General features: G+C 44.0%; 11 protein-coding genes and 1 pseudogene. 6 read left to right on the plus strand and 6 right to left on the minus strand.

Going from position 1 to position 20,084, the window contains the following annotated elements; genetic code table 11:
- The 6 genes and pseudogenes from Bovatus_RS15295 (at position 1) to Bovatus_RS25770 (ending at position 9,045) form a co-directional block, all read left to right on the plus strand.
- On the plus strand, positions 1-3,189 hold the full coding sequence (locus Bovatus_RS15295) for a SusC/RagA family TonB-linked outer membrane protein (RefSeq protein ID WP_004298558.1): 3,189 nt from the start codon (positions 1-3) through the stop codon (positions 3,187-3,189).
- An 11-nt stretch (positions 3,190-3,200) separates the two neighbouring features.
- Positions 3,201-4,877 (plus strand): SusD/RagB family nutrient-binding outer membrane lipoprotein, encoded by a 1,677-nt coding sequence (locus tag Bovatus_RS15300; RefSeq protein ID WP_004298559.1) that lies wholly within the window; start codon positions 3,201-3,203, stop codon positions 4,875-4,877.
- A 20-nt stretch (positions 4,878-4,897) separates the two neighbouring features.
- A complete protein-coding gene (locus Bovatus_RS15305) occupies positions 4,898-6,160 on the plus strand; it encodes a hypothetical protein (protein WP_004298560.1) in 1,263 nt (420 codons plus the stop codon).
- Between the two features lie 112 nt (positions 6,161-6,272).
- Entirely contained in the window at positions 6,273-8,567 is a 2,295-nt protein-coding gene (locus Bovatus_RS15310) for a glycoside hydrolase family 3 N-terminal domain-containing protein (protein WP_004298561.1), read from the plus strand.
- Positions 8,568-8,633: 66 nt separating this feature from the next.
- Positions 8,634-8,900, plus strand: a pseudogene (locus Bovatus_RS15315) (PD-(D/E)XK nuclease family transposase); the annotation flags it as partial.
- A 10-nt stretch (positions 8,901-8,910) separates the two neighbouring features.
- On the plus strand, positions 8,911-9,045 hold the full coding sequence (locus Bovatus_RS25770; protein WP_004298563.1) for a hypothetical protein: 135 nt from the start codon (positions 8,911-8,913) through the stop codon (positions 9,043-9,045).
- Positions 9,046-9,166: 121 nt separating this feature from the next.
- Here Bovatus_RS25770 and Bovatus_RS15320 read toward each other — a convergent pair whose 3' ends face one another.
- The 6 genes from Bovatus_RS15320 to Bovatus_RS15345 all read right to left on the minus strand — a co-directional run bounded on the left by Bovatus_RS15320 (position 9,167) and on the right by Bovatus_RS15345 (position 20,073).
- Entirely contained in the window at positions 9,167-10,564 is a 1,398-nt protein-coding gene (locus tag Bovatus_RS15320; protein WP_004298564.1) for a sialate O-acetylesterase, read from the minus strand.
- A 90-nt stretch (positions 10,565-10,654) separates the two neighbouring features.
- Positions 10,655-11,347: a DUF4998 domain-containing protein gene (locus Bovatus_RS15325; protein WP_004298565.1), complete on the minus strand. Its 693-nt coding sequence runs from the start codon at positions 11,345-11,347 to the stop codon at positions 10,655-10,657.
- A gap of 12 nt (positions 11,348-11,359) precedes the next feature.
- Entirely contained in the window at positions 11,360-12,550 is a 1,191-nt protein-coding gene (locus Bovatus_RS15330) for a DUF5000 domain-containing lipoprotein (protein WP_004298566.1), read from the minus strand.
- Positions 12,551-12,565: 15 nt separating this feature from the next.
- Positions 12,566-14,503: a RagB/SusD family nutrient uptake outer membrane protein gene (locus Bovatus_RS15335; protein WP_004298567.1), complete on the minus strand. Its 1,938-nt coding sequence runs from the start codon at positions 14,501-14,503 to the stop codon at positions 12,566-12,568.
- Between the two features lie 12 nt (positions 14,504-14,515).
- Complete coding sequence (locus Bovatus_RS15340) at positions 14,516-17,728, minus strand: SusC/RagA family TonB-linked outer membrane protein (RefSeq protein WP_004298568.1); 3,213 nt, start codon at positions 17,726-17,728, stop codon at positions 14,516-14,518.
- A gap of 104 nt (positions 17,729-17,832) precedes the next feature.
- Positions 17,833-20,073 (minus strand): glycoside hydrolase family 3 N-terminal domain-containing protein, encoded by a 2,241-nt coding sequence (locus Bovatus_RS15345; RefSeq protein WP_004298569.1) that lies wholly within the window; start codon positions 20,071-20,073, stop codon positions 17,833-17,835.
- Between the last annotated feature and the right edge of the window lie 11 nt (positions 20,074-20,084).

The following is a 20,084-nucleotide window of genomic DNA, read 5'->3' on the forward strand; positions in this document are numbered from 1 at the left end:
ATGAATATGGAAAAATGTAAGTATCTACTGTTTTGCGGAACACTCGCCCTTTGGATGGCGGGAAGTTTCCAGCAAGTGTATGCAGCAACGGAACCAAGTTCCCAAGCTATTCAACAACAAAGCAACAAGGTAACCGGAAAAGTGAGCGATGCCACAGGTCCCATCATTGGGGCTTCCGTAGTGGAGAAAGGAACTGCCAACGGAACGATTACCGATCTGGATGGAAATTTCAGTTTGAATGTAAAAGCGGGAGCTACGCTCGTTGTCAGCTACGTGGGTTATAAATCCGAAGAAGTAAAAGCGGGAAGAGGTCCTTTGAACATCACCTTGAAAGAGGATGCCAAAGCATTGGATGAAGTGGTAGTTACCGCCCTTGGCATCAAGAGAGAGCGCAAAGCGTTGGGCTACGGCATTGATGAAGTGAAAGGTGAAGCCTTGACCAAAGCGAAAGAGACGAATCTCATCAACTCCATGGCAGGACGTGTGCCAGGCTTGGTAGTCAGCCAGACCGCCGGTGGTCCTTCCGGTTCTACGCGCGTTATTCTGCGAGGCAGTACCGAAATGACCGGCAATAACCAGCCTCTTTATGTAGTGGACGGTGTACCTTTGGACAACACTAATTTCGGCAGTGCCGGCACAAACGGAGGCTTCGACTTGGGCGACGGTATTTCGAGCATCAATGCCGATGACGTAGAAAACATGTCGGTATTGAAAGGCCCTGCGGCATCTGCACTTTATGGTAGCCGTGCCAGCCACGGTGTTATCTTGATTACAACCAAGCGAGCCAACAAGGATAAAATCAGCGTGGAATATAACGGAACGCTGACTTTCGACACCCAACTTGCCAAATGGGATGAAGTGCAACAGATATATGGTATGGGAAGCAACGGTACTTATAGCTATGATGCCATATCCAACACAAACAAAAGTTGGGGCCCCAAAGCGGACGGTTCAAACATGTTGAAGTATTTCGACGGCGTAGAACGCCCTTTCCTCATTGTCCCCGACAATACGTCCAACTTCTTCCGCACAGGTATCACCGCCACCAACTCCGCCATCATAGGTGTGAACAGCGGAAAAACCGGAATTCGCTTTACCTATACGGATATGCGCAATAAAGACATTGTTCCCCAGACGCACATGAGCCGTGACATTTTCAACCTGCGCGCCAATACGTCTGCAGGAAAGGTAGACTTGGATTTCAGTGTCAACTATACACGGGAAGACGTGAAGAACCGTCCGGCTCTGGGCGACAGCAAGTCCAATATCGGTAAAAACCTGATGACCCTTGCCACCACCTACGACCAGGAATGGTTGCAAACCTATCAGACTGCCGACGGCGAATATTCCAACTGGAACGGCATGGATCCCTACAACGTGAATCCGTACTGGGATATCTATAAGAACTTCAACAAATCCAAGAAAGACTTGTTCCGCATGAACGGCAAGGCCGTATGGAACATCGACCCACATCTGAAACTTCAGGCAACGCTGGGTGCCGAACTCAACTGGTTCACGTTCGATGATTACAAAGCACCTACCACTCCCGGATTCGAAGCCGGAAGACTTCAAAACAGTGCTTTCCGCAACCGCATGTACAACTTTGAAGCGTTGGCTCTCTACAACAACCATTGGGGTGATTTCGATTTCAATGCTACATTAGGCGGCAATGTATATAAGGTGAACAACCAGACCACCGTTACCACCGCTCAAGACATGAAGATACGCGATGTCCCTTCATTGACGAGCTTCAACGAGATCAGTGTAGTGCCCGGCAGTTACCGCAAGCAGATTAATTCGGTTTACGGAGCAGTGAACGTGGGATGGAAACACATGCTTTACCTCGATGCTACGTTGCGTGGCGACCAATCGTCTACCCTTCCCACTGGCAACAACATGTATGTGTATCCTTCTTTCTCCGGTAGCTTTGTATTCTCCGAGCTGACAAAACTGGGCGACCTCCTGCCTTACGGAAAGGTGCGTATGTCATGGGCCCAAGTAGGTAGCGATACCGATCCTTATCAATTGGGACTCGTCTATACGAAATCCAAATATGCTTATCCCGGATATACCATCGGATATATCGATAACGGAACCATCCCCAACAAAGACTTGAAACCAACCAAAACAAACTCCGTGGAAATGGGATTGGAATTGAAATTCCTGAAGAACCGTATCGGACTGGATTTCACCTACTATTCTCAAATCAGTAAAAACCAGATTATGGGAATGGCAAGTTCCTGGACAACCGGTTACAACTATCGCTTGATTAATGCCGGCAAGATAGAAAACAAAGGTATTGAGATTGCCCTTAGCACACGACCGATTCAAACACGCGATTTTTCCTGGGACATTAATCTGAACTTCTCCAAAAACAGCAACAAAGTAAAAGAACTGGATGGCGAATCAGATATGTTTGAACTGGAAAAGGCGTCTTGGCTCGACGTTCAGGTGGCCGCTAAGGTAGGCGAGAACTTTGGTTCTATTGTAGGCCCGGACTTCCAACGGAACGAAAAGGGAGATATTCTGATTGACCCGCAAACCGGTCTGCCGCAATATGACAAGAGCAACCATGTATTAGGTAATGCCTCTTGGGACTGGACAGGTGGATTACTCACCAACTTTACCTACAAGAATCTCTCGCTGGTAGCAGTATTCGATGTGAAAGTAGGCGCCGACCTCTATTCTATGTCTGCCCGTGCTGCTTACGAATCGGGTAAAAGTCCGGAAACATTGGCAGGACGCGACGCCTGGTATCGCTCGGAAGAAGAAAGATTGGCAGCCGGCATTGCAAAAGGAGCCGATAACTGGAAGCCGACAGGCGGATTCGTTGCTCCGGGTGTCATCGACAACGGTGATGGAACATATCGTCCCAACGACATCTACATCAATCCGGAAGACTACTGGATGAGCGTTTGCCGTAATGCACCTTCTATGTTTATTTACGACAACTCATACGTGAAATGCCGTGAGCTGACGTTGAGTTACAATGTACCCAAATCCTGGCTGAAGAATGTAGTAAGCGGACTGACCGTTTCGTTCGTTGCCCGCAATCCGTTCATCGTATGGAAGAATATCCCGAATATCGACCCGGATTCCAACTACAACAATACCACCGGTATGGGACTTGAATACGGTTCGTTGCCTTCACGCAGAAGCTATGGTTTTAATGTAAATGTGAAATTCTAAAAAGATATATCATGAGACAATCTAAATACATCACAATCATCACGATGGCATGTGCCCTGTTTTTCGCTTCTTGCAGCGATGAATACATGGAAAACATGAATACCGACCCTTCCAAGGCCGCTACCATCGACCCGAATGCGCAGCTCACCACTGCCCAACTGCAAACGTACGGAGACCTTAGTATGATGGAAATCTACCGTAACTACCATTATGCATTCACCCAACAACTGATGGGATGTTGGAACACCACCAACTACGGCGGACGCCATACGCTAGACAATAATGAAATGAGCCGTATCTGGACATCGTTCTACACTCAATCCCTGAAGAATATCATTGATGCTCAATATCGCACAGCCGAAGATGCAGAGAAAGTGAATATCAACTCTGTACTCCGCATTTATCGGGTTTATCTTATGTCTATCATCACCGACACTTACGGAGACGCTCCTTTCAGTGAAGCCGGCCTGGGATTCCTCGAAGGAAAGTTCAATCCGAAGTATGACAAACAGGAAGATATTTACAACGCTTTCTTTCTGGAGCTGGAAGATGCCGTCAATAAAATCGATCCGACCAAAGATAAAGTGACAGGTGACCTCATCTATGCCGGTGATGTAACTAAATGGCAACAACTGGCAAACTCGCTTCGCCTACGTTTTGCCATGCGAATATCCAGTGTCAATCCTACAAAGGCACAAACGGAATTTGAAAACGCTTTGGCTGCCAATGGGGGTGTGATAACGGACGCCTCAAGCGATGCGCTCATCAAATACATGACAATCGCATTTAGTTTCGGACAAGAAGCTTACTCTGATTATCGCGGAAATTCATTGTCACAGTTGTTGTTCGGCAACGACCCCGCTAATAATCCAAGTTACCTCTGTTCCACTTTCTTTAATCAGTTATACAATTCCGGTGACCCCCGTACATTCAAAATTTCCCGTTGTTATTATGACGGGCTGATGAGTGCCACCAGTCCCGACAATCGTGTCGACATCACCCAAGAGATGATTGAAAAAGGGATTGCTTTCAGTCCGCGCGACCCAGGTGCCTACTCGTGGGAACCATGGCCTACAGGGTACGACAGCGATATTTGTGCGGAATTAGCCGTTAACAACCCTTCCGTTACAGCAACCATGGCTCGTGAAGTGGAACCCAAACTTGCCAATAATTTCCTAAAAAGCGACAATCCGGGCGTAGTGATGACCTCTGCAGAAGTGAAGTTCCTGATGGCGGAAGCTACCGTGAAAAAATGGAATGTCGGCAGTGTGTCAGCAGAAGATCTTTACAAGCAAGGAGTACGTGCTGCTATTGATTTCCTGACAGACAACTACGGTTGCACGGCTACTACTGATGCAGAGTTTGATGCATTCATTCAAGATAAAGGGGCGTTCGGACATACGGACAATCAGAAACTTGAAGCTATCAATACACAGGCCTGGATTCTTCACTTCACCAATCCTGCCGAATGTTGGGCAAACGTGCGTCGTTCCGGTTATCCGAAGTTGAAATCACCGGCAGAATATGGGTTCGGACAATACCTCACCGGTGGAACGGAAATTCCGGTACGTCTATGCTATCCTGTATTGGAATCTTCCTATAATAAAAAGAGCTACAATGAAGCCATCGAGCGCATGGGAGGAACAGACAATTGGCACAGCCTTCTGTGGTGGGATACTGAAAACTAACTATTAAACAATCATCCATTATGAAAAAGATATATATTGCACTATTTGCCCTACTCGCTGTAGGCTCCACATTTACTGCATGCACCGAGGAAGAACCGTTCGCTACGGTGACAGAAAATGATGATCCGCATATCCTTGCCCCGGTATTCCCTGACAGAACGAACGGCCAATTGGCTACATTCGCCAACATCAGTCGGGATGCGAACTTATCCATCGCGCTGACCGTGACTCCGAAAGATTACACCACAGTAACCTGGTTCATTGATGGGCAGGAAGTAGAATCGGGTACCGACTCCGACAAAGAAATCAACCGTAGTCTGAAAGCCGGTACGTATAATTTGAAAATAGAAGTGGAAACTGTGAAAGGGAAGAAGACTTCCCGTGAAGGATTGGTGGTGGTCAATCCGTTGGCTGATGACCCTCAATCGAAAGAAGTAGCCTTTGAGAGAATTGTATCTCCCGGTAAGACTGCCCGTTTATATGGCAGTAATTTACAGAACGTAACAGCCATCCTCTTGGGAGGAAACACGATCACCGATCCTACTTATGTTGAATCGGCAGACGAGAATTATCTGGAATACACCATTCCGACAGGCGTAAGCGAAGGCGATTACCGTATCGTTCTGCAAGATGCCGACGGCAATCAATATGGAGCCGACATGGTGAAAGTAACCAATGCTTCCCTTGTCATTTCGGGAGCTAACCGGGCTACTGCCAACGTGGATTGGACCATTTCCGGCATCAATCTCGAAAACATCGCTTCTCTAACCATTGGCGGGCAAACGGTATCTCAATTCAGCAACCAATCTTCTACAGAGATTACGCTGACTTGTCCGGATTTGTCTGATGGAAGCTATACGATGACAGGCAAGACCCGCAGCGGAGAGGCTGTGCAGTTCTTGAACGATAATATTACGACTACCGAACAGACTGTGACCGTATCTACCGAAATAACGCTTTGGTCAGGACACCATTACGTTTCGTGGGATAAGCCGGACGGTGATCCCAACAAAACTTTTGGTTTGATTCCAATGGATGTATTTGCTGGTATCACAGCCGGGTCGACACTGAAAGTAGTCTACTCCATAGAACCTACTGCCGAATATCATAAAATGCAGCTTGCCACAGGCTATTGGACAGGCTTGGCAAGTGAGATGGAATTTACGGAAAACGGTGAATATACACTGATACTAACACAAGACATGTTGAATAAGATTCAAGCTGAAGCCGGATTCTTATGTGTAGGACATGGCTATTATGTAGATTTGGTAACCGTGAAATAATGTTCCTAAGTAAGTTTAAAAATCATTCATACCATAAGTATCTGTCATTCTTCGGGTTAAAGCCCTCTGAATGACAGATTACATAAACGATGCTACTTAAAAACAAATCATAATGAAACTAAGAAATATTATATTAATGACCGCATCTATCGCAATGACTGCCTGTTCCAAACAGGCAGTTCCCACTGCCATTCCTGAAGACGCTAAAATAGAACAACAAGTGGAAGAGCTTCTATCAAAGATGGATCTTGACGCCAAGATAGGGCAAATGACCGAGCTTGCTATTGATGTATTAGGAGAGACGATAAATGGAGAATTCCAATTGGACGAGGCAAAACTCCACAAAGCGATTGCTGAATACAAGGTAGGTTCGTTTCTCAATGCTCCCGGCCCGGTAGCACAAAGCCCTGAAAAGTGGAACGAGATTATCGGTCGAATACAAGAACTGTCGATGGCGGAGATTGGTATTCCATGTATCTACGGCCTGGATCAGAATCATGGTACTACCTATACATTGGGCGGCACGCTCTTTCCTCAAAATATCAATATGGGTGCTGCCTTCAATCCGGATTTGACCTACGAAGCGGCACGTGTAACGGCTTATGAAACAAGGGCTAGCAATTGTCCCTGGACATACTCCCCCACTGTCGATATGGCACGTGATCCCCGTTGGCCGCGTGTATGGGAAAATTATGGAGAAGACTGTTTAGTCAATGCCATTATGGGCAGCACTGCTGTCCGAGGCTTCCAAGGAGATGATCCTAACCATATTCCCGCCGACCGAATCGCCACCTCCGTGAAACATTACATGGGATACAGCATGCCACGTACCGGCAAGGACCGCACACCGGCTTATATATCTGTTTCCGAACTGCGTGAAAAATGTTTTGCACCGTTCAGGGCTTGTGTGGAAGCAGGTGCACTGACTATAATGGTCAACAGTGGTTCCATCAACGGAAAGCCTGTGCACGCCGACCGCGAACTCCTTACACAATGGCTGAAAGAAGACTTAGGATGGGACGGAATGTTAATCACCGACTGGGCGGACATCAACAATCTTTATACCCGCGAACATGTGGCAGCAAACAAGAAAGAAGCCATCGAAATGGCAATCAATGCAGGTATAGACATGGCTATGGAACCGTATGATCTCAATTATTGTACACTACTAAAAGAGTTAGTGCAAGAGAAGAAAATACCCATGAGCCGTATTGACGATGCCGTCCGCCGGGTGCTTAGACTTAAATTCCGTCTGGGTCTGTTCGATCATCCGAACACTTTATTGAAAGATTATCCTCTCTTCGGCAGCAAGGAGCATGCACTTATCGCACTTCATGCAGCTGAAGAATCGGAAGTATTGCTAAAAAATAAAGATAATATTCTTCCGCTTCCTCAAGGGAAAAAGCTACTGGTAACCGGTCCGAACGCCAACTCTATGCGTTGCTTGAACGGCGGTTGGAGCTATTCGTGGCAAGGACATCTGACCGATAGATTTGCCGACAAATATAACACCATTTACGAAGCAATCTGCAACAAATTCGGAGCCGATCATGTCCGTCTGGAACAGGGCGTAACCTACAAACCCGAAGGTGCTTACATGGAAGAAAATGAACCGGAGATTGAGAAAGCTGTGGCCGCCGCCCGCAACGTGGATATTATTATCGCCTGCATCGGTGAGAATTCATATTGCGAAACACCCGGTAATCTTTCCGAACTTGCCATCTCTGCCAGCCAAAGCAAACTGGTAAAGGCACTTGCCGCTACAGGAAAACCGATCATCCTGATACTCAATGAGGGTCGTCCCCGCATTATCAACGAGTTGGAGCCATTGGCTGATGCAGTTATTGACATTCTATTACCCGGAAACTATGGTGGCGACGCATTGGCGAACATTCTGGCAGGAGACGTGAACCCCAGTGCCAAGATGCCTTACACATATCCGCGACACGAAGCAGCACTGACTACCTACGATTATCGGGTGAGTGAAGAAATGGACAAAATGGAAGGAGCTTATGACTACAATGCAGTAGTCTCCGTTCAATGGCCTTTCGGATACGGATTGAGTTACACCACTTTCGAGTACAGCAACTTCCAAACGGACAAATCTTCGTTTACCGCAGGAGATGATTTGCACTTTTCCATAGATGTAACCAATACCGGTAAATATGCCGGAAAAGAAGTTGTCATGCTATTCAGCAGTGATCTTGTGGCTTCGCTTACTCCCGAAAACCGCCGGTTACGAGCCTTCAAAAAGGTGGAACTGCAACCGGGCGAAACCCAGACTATCACTCTATCCATCAAAGGCAGCGACTTGGCTTTTGTCAATTCCGACGGGCAATGGGTACTGGAACAAGGGGATTTCCGTATGCAATGCGGAAATCAAACACTGAATATTATATGCAAGTAAACAGAATACACGAATTAATATCCTCCACTTAAAAAGCAGAAACGATATGGACAAGCGGACAAGTATATTCGTTTGAATGGGCAATAAAGAGACTGCTCCGTCATAGAACTAATTTCTGCATTTTAGAAGGTTTCCTCACAGTGCTACTTGGTGAAAATCATCGAGATACTCAAAAGTAAAAGTAATCAGCAAGTAGCCGATGATAAATTCAACCATGTAGATATCAAAGCTAAAAACGATAAGGATGAAATAATCATCATCGAGGTTCAGAACACTCGTGAACTTTACTATCTGGAACGTATTCTCTATGGAGTAGCAAAAGCCATCAGAGAACTGAAATAAAATGAAGGGGATATTTTTTATGTATGGTGGAAAGTTACAGAGATATGAAGTGGTAGAATTAGCCATGCACCGTGAAGATTTCACCCTCACCCCCAAGACTTGGGATTATGAGACAAGAATAATCAGTTTACCGTAGAAACGGGAGTTTCTTAGGCGTGATGGGTGAGAGTTTCTTCGCAGAATATTCGGCTGAAGGGAAGTTTTGAGGTTCAGTGACCTCCTTACATGTTATATCCCTACCGGATACAAAAGATATTCTACCAATCGTCCGTTCTGAATGAAGAAGCAGGCAAGCCACACTCACTAAAAAGAGAAGCCTCTACATAATTTCTATAAGCGTACCTTACTGCAACAGGTACGCTGACTTTCTCGCTATGAACTATAACGGACGAAGATTTTGAACCCACTACAGCTTTGCCCGGATAAAACTTCCGGTCACTGCCCGCAACTTCAAAACCATTCAATTCTTGTCCGACAGGTCCTACTCCATACGCCAAGGGTGTACTAAATTTCAAGATGGCTCTATTCTCCCGGACTGTCATCGAACGATATTCAGGTCCCGTATAGCAAGTATACTTATAACCGTAAGTTTTGGCCAATGCATAATAAGCCAAACGTTCTCCCACTTCTTTCTTTTTAGCCGGATGAATGCAGCCTTGTTCCCCAATATCAAGAGTCACCACCATGCCTGAATGAGGTATTTGGGAGGCACACTTTAGCTGTACCTCTCTTAAAGAAGCTCCTTCAATGCCTTCCGATGAACTATATGCAAAAGGAGCTATCTGTACATAGTAGAAAGGAAGTTCGGGTTTCTGAAATGTATTACGAATATCCTGTACAAAAGCAGGAAACAACCTGGCATATTCTTCAGGCTTATTACGATTTGCCTCTCCCTGATACCAAATCATACCTTTCACCGCCAGATTGCGAATGGGATAAATCATTGCATTATATAAAAGAGAAGGCGTTTGATGAACAGGACGTTTGGCAACAGAAAGTATATCCAATGCCCGGAAACTTTCCCGGCTCATCCATGTTTCAATATTCGAACCATTCCAGGCAGAAATGACAATACCCACCGGGATTCCCAACACTTCTTGCAAATATTTACCAAAAAAATAGGCTGTAGCACTGCAATTGGCCACAGCACCTGAGTCATGACATTTCCACTGGCCTCCGCTATGTTCCAAAGGCACTGCACTGGAATGATTGCTTACTGTATATATTCGAAGCGGCACTTTTTTCTTAGCCCGGGTTATGTAATCATTCGCATAGGCAACAGGCTGTCCCGGAAATCCTTTCATCGGCATTCCCATATTAGACTGCCCCGAGCATAACCACACCTCCCCTATTAAAACATCTTCTAGGATTATTTTGTCACCATCATCGAACACTATATTATATGGTCCACCGGCAGAAGGAGTATAGACCGCCACTTGCCACTCCCCTTTTTCATTTACAACTGTTTTATATGTTTTCTGTCCCCATGAAGGAGTAATTTTAATGACTGTCCCTGAAGAGCCATGTCCCCACAATTTTATTGAGTCACATTGCTGCAATACCATATGACTGGCTATAATATCCGGCAATACAACTTTAGCCGATAGGGAAGTTATAGAAACTGCCATTAAAAACAATACTAAGAGTTTTCTCATCTATTTAATTAATTTATTCCGAAAAATAAAAAGAAGGAGGGCTACCAAAGTTAAAAAATGCGCCCTCCCCGTTATTATCATCTACCTATCTTATAACTGTAATTCCAAAATCGCAGCATGAAAGTCATCTATCACTTCCTCGCCAGGCTTATACCAAGTACAATATGTCACTTTCCGGGAAAGGTCAATACCTACAATTTTTGTCGCACTTCCCAATTCTTCCGTAGGCTTACGAACTGATGCTTGCTTTCCGGACAAATCCGTATAAAACACTTCAACGCCGATCTCTTGGTCACTATTACTTCCTCCCCACTCGATAGTCAATTCATTATCTCCTTTCGTAAGTTTCTTTACGATACGATTGTTAAGCGTCAGCTCATATTGAGCTCCATATACTTTCAACAACTGTTCATATCTGATAGAGCGGTGTTCTTTATCGTCATGAGTATAAAACGTAAATGTATAATCTCCTTCCGCTATAGAAGACCCATTTTCGCCAATCATTATATCCAATCCCTCTAAAGGGTCATGTGCCGGAATATCGAATACGGCCGACTCTTTACCGTGATTCCACAATACTTCCAGATGCTTGGCTCTGGGATCGGTCACCCAATAACGAATCTTTACCCTTTCTCTACCACTGAAGACATGAATAGAATCTACTCTTCCGATATAGACAGTCTCCCCATTTTTCAGATATATATCATGTACATCGTTCATATCCGAACAGGCTGCCAGCCAGATCATGCACATACAAGCAACAATAAAATATAATTGTTTCATACTGTTTTTTCTTTATTTAGTACTACCCCATAATGATATCTCGTTGATAAATGCACCATCCGTATCTCCCCAAGTGGTGTGTATCTGGAATTTCAGATAGCGCACTTTCGGCACATCCACAGGAAATTCCCATTCTTCTCCCGCAAGCATATGTTCCTTTTCCTCAGCATTCGGTTCTCCTCCTATTATCTGCCCGGATGGACGGAACGATTCACAATCCATCAATTTTATCCATCCTTCCCAGTTATCGGGATCTTTTGTTACTGCCGCATCATTCGTACCATACACGGTAAAGGTACGCAAATGATGCAATCTATACATATACTGCAAACGAGTCCACAATCTAAACCGCGACAGCTTACTTTCCACACCCATATCAAAAGAGAAGTAAGGCTTCATTCCTGTACCGGCAGAAATATAGAACAAATCCTTTTCTACATTATACACATTGTTCCACATCCCCGTCATTGACTTGCTACCGAAGTTGTTATGAGTAAAATACTTACCCAACGGGAATTCCATAAACTTCGACTTATCCATTTCTTCCTCAAAAAGAGGAGTCATTTCTTTATAGAGGGTATCGGTATGATTATCATAAATATCGCGAAAATAAAAAGCAAAATCCGCTGGTTTCGCATCCAATCCGCGAATAGCCTTATCTGCCACCGCTTCCGATGAATAGATAGTCTCGACGTGTTTCCAAGTTCCATCACTTTCCTTCATCATTGCCCCCAAAACGACATTCTCTTTTAATGGATTTTCCCAATGTAATTTTACGCCTCCGAATGCATCAAAAAGTTGCAATGTGTGAAAAACATCATAAATCGGAGAGTCTTCAGGCTCCACCTCTACTACACAAGGAGCCGACTCATTATAGCTCTTATCTATTGAATAAAGTTCAACCTGATACTTGCGTCCCTTTCCGAAACCTTTTAATTCGATTTTGTTCGAATAAGCCGAACTGGACATCTCTCGCTTCACTCCATTTTGCAACACATACCGTGCCGTAACACACAACAAATCATCTTCTTCCGGCAAAGTGTAAGTCAAAACAACCCGCCCTTTCATATTTTGCACCTGCACATTTGATACTTGTTTCGGGGCCACGCTATCCACCGGATATTGGCCGATATATTCCTCCTTACAACCACTAAACACAGTGAGAAGAAGCAATACAAATAATGCATTATATACTGTTTTCATATTTTGCCATATTAATTAGTCCCAATACGGATTTTGTATTAGATTTGAATTTTTCATCAATTCTGCTTCACGGATAGGCCACAAATACTGCTTGGTAGTGAACTGTAAAGGCTGAACCGTAATCACATTATAATATTCCTGTTCTGTGCTCTGATGTACATTCCATCCTCTTTCTACTTGATTATAGTAGATATGAGCCAGTTTCCATCTCCTTACATCCCAGAAGCGCTTGCTTTCGAAAGATAATTCAATCATTCTCTCCTGACGGATAATGTCTCGCATACCTATCTTTGTAAGAGGCTTATCCGGATTCCTGGAGTAGTTGCTCCAACTCTCTTTCACTCCCTTCAAGCCGGCACGCTTACGTACCTCATCAATATAATAGTATACTTCATCATTCGGTTCATTCAACGACTCATTCAATGCCTCCGCATAAAGCAGATATAAATCGGCAAGCCGCATAAGCGGATAAGTAGTACGTGCATAAGTAGCTTTTCCGTTCGCATCAGTAGCCGCCTCGAAATGCACCATCTTCTTACAAAAGTATCCCGAACGGGAATAGGTAGTTTCTTTGGTCTTTCCGGACATTTGTCCTTTTTTTGCCGCTACAATCCACGGAGTCTCGGAAGCCGTCCCTTTTCCCACATCTTTTGTCCTACCATTGCCAAACCAGTAACCACGATCAAATCCCAAGTCTGCATAGAAACGAGGTTCACGATAAAGGTTCAAATAAGCAGTTCTCTCACCTTTTTTGATATAGTAAGTATGGTCGTCTCCAACAGTCACTACCTGATAACGATGCGGATGATCATAATTCACATCTTCCTCGATAGGTACTCCGTTCTGCGAATAAAACAACTCTGCCATGCGGAATGTCGGATACACCTCCGGTATGGGACCTGAAGTATGGCTCCAGTCCTTATCCTTAAAACAGGGAAGTATGCGTTGCTGCAACTGCGCGGATGTGTTTACCGGATTACCCCAAATCAATTCTTCATTCCATTTCTCGGTGGATGCACCGCGAATACTCATGCCTCGCCGCGTTTCCTCCGACAAATCATAGCGCGAATCATTAAACTCATATAATTGACTGATTCCTGCCTCTTTGCATATCTCTACAGCCTCCTTGCAGGCTACAGCAGCTACATTCCATTTATTAGGGTCTTCTTCCGAAAACAGCTTCATACCCCTGTTATCTGTCAGATCCTGAAAATCAGGATTTCCATTAAACAACGGACTGGCACCGGTCACTCTCGCTTCCGCCAATAAGGTAGCGGCAATTGGACGTGTAATACGTCCCATTTCATTTATCACATCGGTGATGCTCAAAGGAAGATCCGGAATCGCTTCCTCACAAAGCTGACAGATATAATCAACACAATCATCAAATGTATCCCTATATACCCTTACTTCTTCCGAAGAACTACCTATCGGCAAATTCTCTTTTACCAGAGGAATAGGACCATACATCCTGAGCAGATAAAAATGATAGAATGCTTTCAAGAACTTTACTTCCGCTATCCAACGTGCCCTGTCCTCATCGTTCAAGTCGGGCCCCACCTTACCGATATTCTCAAGAAAGATATTACAATCTCTCAAAGCGATATAAAGATTACGTGCGTCATTTCGTCCCTCCCAATAATTCATAATAGGATCGTTCGTGTTTTGCTCACCGAGTTTCATCCTGTCTCCCCAATAATGAAAGAGATTGAGATGATAATCATTCTGGTTCGTTCCATATTCGTCACTTCCCAATAGTGCCGGGTCATACATCGGATGCCCTATTTGTGGCATATATTGATAGATTGTGGCAAGAAAACGTTCCGCACTTACCCGGTCTTTAAACGCATGTTCCATAGTCGGTACATTATCCGGCACAATATCCAGATAATCAGCACATGCTGATAAGACCGCCATCGTCATTGATAATAATATAACTTGAATTTTTCTCATAATTGCATGTTTTTAGAAGGATAGTTGAATACCGAGGTTATATACTCTTTGCACCGGATATCTCATTCCATCACCGGCCATTTCCGGGTCCCAAAGTTTGAACTTGCTAAACGTCAGCAGATTAGTTCCGCTAGCATAGATTCTCAAATTGGTTATGTGAGCCCGTCTCGTATATTTATCAGGAACCTTATATCCCAGTTCCACCGACTTAAGGCGCAAAAAAGAACCATCTCTCATGAACCAAGTGCTGCGTTGAATATTGTTCTCCACTAATGTGCCGGACAATCTAGGCCATAATGCTTTTACATTACGGTTATCTTCCGACCAATGGTCATCTGCATACACTTTAAGCAGGGCATTCTTCGAAACAATGGAAGAATTGTCGTCCGTATCGACAAAAGGAGAAGTTTTCTTAGCGTCAATCCAGAAAGATTCGCGTCCTAATCCCTGAAAGAAGAACGAAAAGTCAAAACCTTTATAACCTGTACTCAAACCAAAACCATAGACAATCTCCGGGGTGGTAGGATAACCAATAGGCACCATATCCGCTTCTGTAATTTTATCATCACCATTAATGTCTTTATACTTAATATCACCACCCATATAAGTTCCGAAAGATTGCACCGGCGAACTTGCCACATCTTGCTCATCTACAAACAAACGCTCTGCCACATATCCCCATTGTTGAGAAATGGGTCTCCCCACTTTTGAACGCCAAGGAGTAGACGAATAATCAGGTTCCTCATATACTTTATACTTTGATTTAGAATAGGTAAAATTGGCACGCCCTGTAATCCAGAAGTCTTTAGTAAACGAATGATTCAAGTCTATAGACATATCAAAACCATGTCCTTCAGCCTTCCCGATATTTGCCTGCGGAGTTTGTTGCAGCCCCATCGTTGCAGGAATATCCGCCCTGCTCATCAATATGTTCGAACGTCTTTCTGTATAATAATCAGCCTGTATTTCCACTTTATCGAATAAACCCAGCTCGATACCTACATTCATCTTCTTCGATATTTCCCAACCGATAGATTCATTAGCATAACGCTTGATGCTGACTCCATTCACTGTATATCCGAAATCTTGTCCCCATATATATTTCCTACCGGAATCGTTCACATTCACATCCGACTGGTAGAAAAAACGGTCTTCATCTTTACCTATCTGGTCGTTACCAACAAGTCCATACGTAGCTTTCAGTTTCAATTTTGAAATCGCATGTTTCCACCCATCTGTTCTATTCAACCAAAATGGTTCATTGGTCAGAATCCAACCGAAACCGATAGAAGGGAAAAAGCCCCAACGATTATTTTTAGCAAAACGCTCCGAACCATTATATCCAAAGTTACCTTCCAAGAAATAACGACTATCATAATTATAAGTAAAACGACCGGATACCCCCATATTCCTGTGAGGCAACGAAAGAAGCAAACTTCCCGCATTTCCCGACAAATAATTGCGCATATTATAAACCAACAAACCACTCACGCCATGATTCCCAAACACACGATCATAATTAATAGCTGCTTCAAAATAAGTGGTAGCATTTACTTGTTTGCTTCCTTCCGTATAGCTCAGCCACTCAGACCCCTTATCGGGATTCAAGCAATTCAGCACATAAGTATCATTGATTTTATCATACATACTCACCGCATAATAGTAAGGTGTATATTCGCGGGTCTGTACAAAATAAGCATATCTGTTTGTACTGAATAAGGCACGCGCATTCAAGCCCTTGGTTATAAAATCCAATTTTTGCTTTACTTCAAACTGCGCCATCATTGTAGAGCGGGAATAATTTTTAAACCCTTTCACCATGTCTGCATACGGATTGATATACTGCCCTTGGTCTGTATTACCAAAAAGAATATGCTCTTTATAGGCATTTGCAGCATCCGGTGCATAATAAGCGGGAAATGCTACCGGATCACTACGCATTACTCTGGAATATAAATCATTACCACTCACAATCGGACCATTATAATCTTCAAAAGCACCATGCAAACGAACTACAGCCTCTGTAGTTTTTGTCAAGTTAATATTTATATTGGAACGAAGCAGATACTTTTTCAAATCAATGGCATTGTCACTGTTTTTTGTAGATCGGATAACTCCCTGGTCTTGCGTAAAAGAACCCGCAATGTAATATCTCGCCACTTTTCCCCCGCCACTCACATTAAAATTCGCCCGATGATTGACGGCAAAGTTCTTAAACATAATCTCGTTCCAATCGTTAGCCGGATAAATCAGAGGATTAGCCCCTCTTTGTGTCATCTCAATCTTCTCCATAGAATAAGGCACCGCCTGCATCGGATTACGCGTAAGAATAGCCTCATTATTTAGTTTCATATAGGTGATAGGATCTGCCAATTCTATCTTGGAAGTCGGTGCAGAAAGAGAAGACTCATAACGGAAAGAAATGCTGGCCTTTCCCTCTTTACCTTCTTTCGTCGTAACAAGTATAACGCCATTTGCTCCGCGCGCACCATATAAAGCAGTTGCTGCCGCATCCTTCATAATAGAAAAACTGGCAATATCGTCTACCTGCAGCCGTGCTAAATCCGAAGATGACATTTCTACCCCGTCAATCAGAATCAGCGGTCCTCTGGCATATGTGAACGAAGTAACTCCACGTACAAAGAAACTGGCATCGTCCGAACCGGGTTCACCACTACGTTGGTAAGCAATGAGTCCTGCCACCCTTCCGGCCAAAGCAGTAGTAAGATTGGAACTAGGGACTTTAAGCTCTGCGGGTTTTACAGTAGAAACCGATGCAATAACGCTTTCTTTTTTCTGCTTGGCAAATGCAACCACCGTTACCTCATCAAGCTCATCCGGTTTTGTACGCATAGTAATTATCAACTCAGTCCTTCCTTTAATCGCCACAGTCATGTCTTCCATTCCCAAATAAGAGACTTGTAGTGCGTCTGTGGGCAATACAGCTATGGTGAACGAACCGTCAAGGTCGGTCGCAACTCCACGGGTTCCCCCCGCTACAACAATATTTACCCCCGGCAAAGGTTCACCTTGTTCATCAACCACTTTTCCTTTCACCATAATAGACTTTTTCGTTTGAGCCTGTTTCTGTTGGCTCGATTCGTAATTATGCATTCCGTAATCTTCTGCAAATACGGGAATGCTAAAACTCATTCCAAAGAAACATGCCACAAACAGTTTCTTTAAAAATACGTAGGTTATACGACAACTGTGTATTTCAATCATAATATCGATAAATGTTAATTAATTATTGTAACTTCACAATGCAGAAAAAATCTGCTTTTCATAGATAATCATTCAACTGTTTCTCATAGGCTACACATTATAATTTAGGGTTTTACAAATTTTACTTTTACTGATTGTACATCTTTCGAATTAGGTCCTGTCATAAGAATAAATTCTCCGGATTCAATAACAGGCTCCATATCCTGACTAAGAAAAGACAAATCCTCCGCACGCAATTCGAATCCAACAGTACGGGTCTCTCCCTTTCTTAAGAATATTTTCTTAAATCCTTTCAACTCTTTCACCGGGCGAGTCACACTTGCAATGACATCACGAATATAAAGTTGAATCGTTTCCTCTCCGTCATATTGACCGGTATTAGTTACATCGACACTCACTTTGAGTATCTCATTGGTCGAGAACTCTTTTTGGCTAACCCGAGGAGCAGAATAGGAGAAAGTAGTATAACTTAACCCATATCCGAAAGGATACAATGGAGATACAGGAGAATCAATAAAACGATTCGTCCACTTTGTCAGTTTATCGGTTCCCGGACGACCGGACTGCCTGTAATTATAGAAAACGGGAATTTGCCCCACATTACGAGGGAAACTCATCGTGAGTTTGCCGGAGGGATTATATTTACCCAAGAGCACATCCGCAATTGCATTTCCGGTTTCCGTACCTAAGAACCAGCCTTCTACTATAGCGGGAACCTGCTCTGTCAACTTTGAAATTGTCAATGGACGTCCATTCATCAGAACTACCACTACAGGCTTTCCCGTATCCAACAGAGCTTGTACCAATTCTTCTTGTACCCCTGGGATAGATATATCCGCCCGACTTGCGTCTTCTCCGCTCATAGAGGCCCTCTCCCCGATAGCTGCAATGACCAGTTCCGATTGGTTAGCTGCTTCTACTGCTTCGGAAAAGAAAGAACAGTCTGTTCCGGTAACGTCACATCCTTTTGCATAATTGATTTTTATATGCGAAGGCAAGTTGTTTTTCAATCCTTCCAACAAGGTTACATAATCATTTACTTCTCCTTTCCCAGCCCAGTAATCTCTCAGATACTGCTTATTATCAGCCAATGGTCCGACCACAGCGATACTTTTTATATCTTTAGCCAGAGGCAGAAGATGATTCTCATTCTTCAACAGTACAATAGATTTTTGCGCCGCCTTACGTGCCTCAGCTATAAAGTCACAATTTCTAATAACCCTTTTTTCCCGCTTCACATCACAAAAACGGAAAGGGTCATCAAATAAACCCAACTTGAATTTCATGCGAAGAATCCTGCGTACCATTTCATCAATTTGCCCAACAGTCACTTTCCCTTCATTGATTAGAGCTAAAGCGTGCCTGTTATATTCCCCGTCTGCCATATCCATATCTACTCCTGCATTGATTGATAGTTCTACGGCTTGCTTGGAACCGTGAGCCATTCCATGTGGCACCAACTGCCATATAGCTCCCCAATCGCTCACTACAACCCCTTTAAACTTCCAACGATTCCGCAAGACCTCTGTCAATAACCATTTATTCGCAGTGCATGGTACACCTGCAATATCATTAAATGCCGGCATAAAAGTTGCTACCCCTGCCTCTACCGCCGCTTTGAACGGAGGCAGATAAATCTCTTCCAACGTGCGTTCACTAATATCTACCGTCCCATAATCTTTTCCCGCCTGCGGCAATCCATAAGCCGCAAAATGTTTGGCACATGCCAGCACCGACTCATTGCTACCCAAATTCCACTGATATCCACGAACCTTAGCTTCCGCCACCCGGGAAGTCAGCCAAGTATCCTCTCCTGCTCCTTCCAATACACGTCCCCAACGAGGATCTCTGGAAACATCAATCATTGGTGCAAAAGTCCAGTGTAGTCCTGCTGCAGCAGCCTCTTTAGCTGCAATTCTTGCAGACTTTTCCATTAATTCCAAATCCCAGCTACATGATTCGGCCAGAGGTATCGGAAATATCGTTTTATATCCATGAATCACGTCATACCCGAACAGCAAGGGAATCTTCAAACGAGATCTTGTTACCGCTATTTCCTGGTACTTTCTGATTTCTTCTACACCCGCTATATTCAATATCGACCCTATACGCCCGGCTTCCAATTGCTTGTAAAAGTCATCCTGTGCTTTCTGCGGCCCCGTTGCCACTCCATTCGCATTACTCTGATTGAGCTGACCGATCTTCTCAGCTAGTGTCATTTGCTGTAGCAACTTTTCTACCTTTTCTTCTATTTCAGGAGAAGCCTCCATAAACAAGCTCTGAGAATTACCTCTTTCAAAAGATAAAAAAGCAATCCATAAGATTAATAGTGTTTTCGTTTTCATAGTTGATAATA

Origin of the sequence: Bacteroides ovatus (assembly GCF_001314995.1) — a bacterium.
GTDB classification, from domain to species: Bacteria; Bacteroidota; Bacteroidia; order Bacteroidales; family Bacteroidaceae; genus Bacteroides; species Bacteroides ovatus.

Excerpts from the sequence above, each read along its gene's own strand:
- Bovatus_RS15295 (WP_004298558.1), top strand. The coding sequence starts at position 1 with ATGAATATGGAAAAATGTAAGTATCTACTGTTTTGCGGAACACTCGCC.
- Bovatus_RS15300 (WP_004298559.1), top strand. The coding sequence starts at position 3,201 with ATGAGACAATCTAAATACATCACAATCATCACGATGGCATGTGCCCTG.
- Bovatus_RS15305 (WP_004298560.1), top strand. The coding sequence starts at position 4,898 with ATGAAAAAGATATATATTGCACTATTTGCCCTACTCGCTGTAGGCTCC.
- Bovatus_RS15310 (WP_004298561.1), top strand. The coding sequence starts at position 6,273 with ATGAAACTAAGAAATATTATATTAATGACCGCATCTATCGCAATGACT.
- Bovatus_RS25770 (WP_004298563.1), top strand. The coding sequence starts at position 8,911 with ATGAAGGGGATATTTTTTATGTATGGTGGAAAGTTACAGAGATATGAA.
- Bovatus_RS15320 (WP_004298564.1), bottom strand. The coding sequence starts at position 10,564 with ATGAGAAAACTCTTAGTATTGTTTTTAATGGCAGTTTCTATAACTTCC.
- Bovatus_RS15325 (WP_004298565.1), bottom strand. The coding sequence starts at position 11,347 with ATGAAACAATTATATTTTATTGTTGCTTGTATGTGCATGATCTGGCTG.
- Bovatus_RS15330 (WP_004298566.1), bottom strand. The coding sequence starts at position 12,550 with ATGAAAACAGTATATAATGCATTATTTGTATTGCTTCTTCTCACTGTG.
- Bovatus_RS15335 (WP_004298567.1), bottom strand. The coding sequence starts at position 14,503 with ATGAGAAAAATTCAAGTTATATTATTATCAATGACGATGGCGGTCTTA.
- Bovatus_RS15340 (WP_004298568.1), bottom strand. The coding sequence starts at position 17,728 with ATGATTGAAATACACAGTTGTCGTATAACCTACGTATTTTTAAAGAAA.
- Bovatus_RS15345 (WP_004298569.1), bottom strand. The coding sequence starts at position 20,073 with ATGAAAACGAAAACACTATTAATCTTATGGATTGCTTTTTTATCTTTT.